Origin of the sequence: Okeania sp. SIO2B9 (genome assembly GCF_010672505.1) — a bacterium.
GTDB lineage: Bacteria > Cyanobacteriota > Cyanobacteriia > Cyanobacteriales > Microcoleaceae > Okeania > Okeania hirsuta.
Genome location: NZ_JAAHGK010000930.1, coordinates 1 through 3,123 on the forward strand (window position 1 = coordinate 1; position 3,123 = coordinate 3,123).

A 3,123-nucleotide genomic window follows, 5' to 3' on the forward strand; every position below is an offset into this window, starting at 1 on the left:
TGATTTGTATTTTTTGGCGATTGCTAAACTATATTAATGACAAATATTTGAGATTCTTCAGTTTTTATTTTCATACCTTAGATCCAGCAACATCTTTTTTCTTTATTTATTCAAATAGGTTGTGCCCGGAGAGCAATTTGTTCCCTCCGGGAGCGAGGGTCTACTCGAACCCGATCAATGCGGTGAAGGTGAATAAGAACGAAGGCTGTCCAAATCTTGACTCCACCAGTCAGGGGCGTTACTAATTAATGTACTCAAACAAGGCACTATGACCACCGAACTTGCTTGGAAGATCCAGTATGAAGCTTTCGCCGCAGCTGGAGGACTCTATGACGAGCGGCACGCCAAACTCTACGCCGACCTGGCTAGAGACCTGATAGAAGACGGTAGTTTCTCTATCATTTACAAGGGAGTCGCCCAAGCTTGCTACACCCCGATGACAATTGACGAAGCACCACACCTGAAAGTGTACGTCCTAGCACCACTAGCAGTGTTGCCCGAATACCAAGGCAAGCGTTACGCCACACGCCTGATGGAAGAGGCAGAGAAACAACTCGATGCAGACGCAATCTTTGTCGCTGGTCAACCGTTTCACTACGGTCGTCGATACAACACCCCACATAAGATCGGATTCCCGGTTAAGACCGAGGCTCCAATTGAGTGTTGGTTCGCTAAGGCCCTGACCCCAGGTTGCCTGGACGGTATCGTCTCTACTTCCACCATCACAGGTCCTTACTCAACGGAGCAGATCTGGCAGCATCCTAGCGACCAGTTCCCACCTCGATGACCTGGTACTGATTGACTAAAAAGATGATTTATGGACTAATAAATGACATCGAAGATATTCATCCTGACTCCTGACTCCTAAAAAGTACCCTAGCTATTTGTAGCAAACATTGATCAAATTGGTATAAGTTTTTTGCTTTGGTTGCGACTTTTAGAAAGTGCTGTTAAAATTCCTTAATCAAAAGGGACTTTACTGAAAAACAATGAAAAAACATTATATTATGGCCAGTGTTTTGTCCACTGTAGCGATCGCTGGTGGTGTACTTTTTTCTAGTACCGCAGAAGCTTGTATTTTCAGCAACAAGGGTAAAGATTCGATGTCGAAAACATCATTAGTTTCATTAAACTCTTGGTTAAGCAAAAATTTTCCCGGTAAGTCTGACTTTGCTATTGCTGGTATTGCTGCTGGTACAGTAGGTTTAATGGGATTAGGTGCTTTTTCTGCTAATCGTTATATTACTCGTAAAGCAGAAACTGATGTCGATACTGGGAATGAATTTATGGAAGTACCAGCAGAAGAAAAACTGGTTCAACAGCATCCTGAAGCACCAGGTGGCGAGCTAGACTTAGTAGAAGATAATGAAGTTGTATCTGAGCAAGCTGAAAAAGAAATTTCTCTCGTCAAATAATTTTATTGTCATTGGACAAAAATAATTTTCTGTAGGACTTCCAGTTACTCAAAGCTGGGAGTTTTTTGATTTTTTAATTAGGGTGTGCTGAATAAAGTCTTTTTGCTGGGGTAGGAGACAGGAGACAACCCACCCCTAACCCCTCCCAGAAGGTGAGAAATGGGAATGTAGAGGAGGTAGGAGTAAGAATTTTCCCAAGATTTTTCTGTCCAACTATGCGCCTAAAATACGCTCCTTTTTGGGCGTGAAGAGCTGAAAACCAGGTACTTTTTAAAGGCTCCAAAAAGGCACTTGTCTTTATATGTGAATGCTTTTAGATTTAATCAGCAAACCCTAACTAGCTATTAGCTTGAGCGCATTTCCCTACCAGAATGCTATGCAAACAACTATCAGCTTGTAGGGGCGAATAGCCATTTGCTCCTACTTGGGTAAAATATCCCCAGTTTCTATAAACCGGAAGGTGCGCAGAGGGGTAACATTCCCCTTCTAAACGTTTACTGCTGACTGATGACTGCTGACGACTGACTACTGACCGCTTTTTAAAAATCAACTCCACGTTTTAACTCCACCCCATGATTAGCATAATGTTTATGACAGAAAACCTCTGAATGAACGCTAGCCAAATCAAAATATGCTGGTGGATTAAGACAACGACCAGTAATAATTACCTCCGTATCTTTTGGTTTGCGTAATAAAGCTTCAACTATTGGCTCTACTTCTAATAATTCTAAATCTACAGTAGGATTAAGTTCATCTAAAATAATAGTCTTATATAAACCAGAAGCTATAGCTGCCCTAGCTATTTCCCAACCCCTTTCTGCTTCGACAAAATCTATTTCTTTTTGTTGTCCTCGCCACACAATAGCATCTCCACCACAACGTTGATGATCCACTAAATTTGGGTAGCTTTGACGTAAAGCGGCGATCGCTGCATCTTCTGTATAACCAATACCTCCTTTGAGCCATTGTATAATTAGGACTCGATGAGATTGGTCTTGACTAATACCCCTACCTATGGCCTGTAATGCTTTACCCAAAGCGCTAGTAGACTTACCCTTACCAGCACCAGTATAAATTTCAATCCCTGTAATATTATGAGCTTGAGCAGTTGGGTGTTGATGGGGTTTCATTTCTGAATGTAAGTCGGCGATGTCCAACAATGCCTGAGGAGCTGCACGGCCTGTGGCAATAATTTCTAACTGTTCTGGTTTATCCTTTATAGTGTGAATGACTTCATCCACTGGTAACAGACCTAAGTCCAAAACTGGATTTAGTTCGTCCAAGACCACAACTGAATATAAGTCAGAAGCGATCGCTCCTTTGGCCACATCCCAACCTCTTTGGGCTTCTTGACGGTCAAATGTAATAATTTCATCATGGCCAAAATATTCACTTCTACCAGTGCGTACTTGGTCTATCAGATGAGGAAAGCCTTTCTGTAAGGCTTCTATGGCAGCATCTTCATCATAAGAGCGGTCAGGTCCTTTGAGAAATCTTAGTAGCAATACTCTAGTTGGAGAGTCAGAATGTATCCCTAAACCTATGGAACGTAAAACTACTCCTAAAGCTGCTTGAGATTTACCTTTACTGGAGCCATCATAAACATGAATTTGTCCCACAATTCTTTCTGACATGGCCTGTGCGGTGCGTATACCAATGCCGTTTCTTCTCATAGGTCTCATAAGTAAGTAGTTATCTATAAAGTTTG

The 3,123-nt window shown here is 42.0% G+C and carries 4 protein-coding genes; 2 read left to right on the forward strand and 2 right to left on the reverse strand.

Annotation, left to right across the window (positions count from 1 at the left end; all coding sequences use genetic code 11):
• The first annotated feature begins 268 nt into the window (after nt 1-268).
• Complete coding sequence (locus tag F6K13_RS25590; protein ID WP_124146976.1) at nt 269-787, forward strand: GNAT family N-acetyltransferase; 519 nt, start codon at nt 269-271, stop codon at nt 785-787.
• Between the two features lie 202 nt (nt 788-989).
• On the forward strand, nt 990-1,415 hold the full coding sequence (locus F6K13_RS25595; RefSeq protein WP_124146977.1) for a hypothetical protein: 426 nt from the start codon (nt 990-992) through the stop codon (nt 1,413-1,415).
• A gap of 337 nt (nt 1,416-1,752) precedes the next feature.
• Here the strand turns inward: F6K13_RS25595 and F6K13_RS25600 are convergent, their stop codons facing one another.
• Together F6K13_RS25600 and F6K13_RS25605 are read right to left on the reverse strand one after the other, a co-directional pair.
• Nucleotides 1,753-1,971, reverse strand: coding sequence for a hypothetical protein (locus F6K13_RS25600; RefSeq protein WP_287278974.1), 219 nt, complete (start codon nt 1,969-1,971; stop codon nt 1,753-1,755).
• Nucleotides 1,955-3,123, reverse strand: a 1,169-nt coding sequence (locus F6K13_RS25605) for a cob(I)yrinic acid a,c-diamide adenosyltransferase (protein WP_353735717.1), incomplete at its 5' end; no start/stop codon positions are given. The genes F6K13_RS25605 and F6K13_RS25600, both read right to left, overlap by 17 nt.

Coding starts and splice junctions, on each gene's coding strand:
- F6K13_RS25590 (WP_124146976.1), top strand. CDS start 269: ATGACCACCGAACTTGCTTGGAAGATCCAGTATGAAGCTTTCGCCGCA.
- F6K13_RS25595 (WP_124146977.1), top strand. CDS start 990: ATGAAAAAACATTATATTATGGCCAGTGTTTTGTCCACTGTAGCGATC.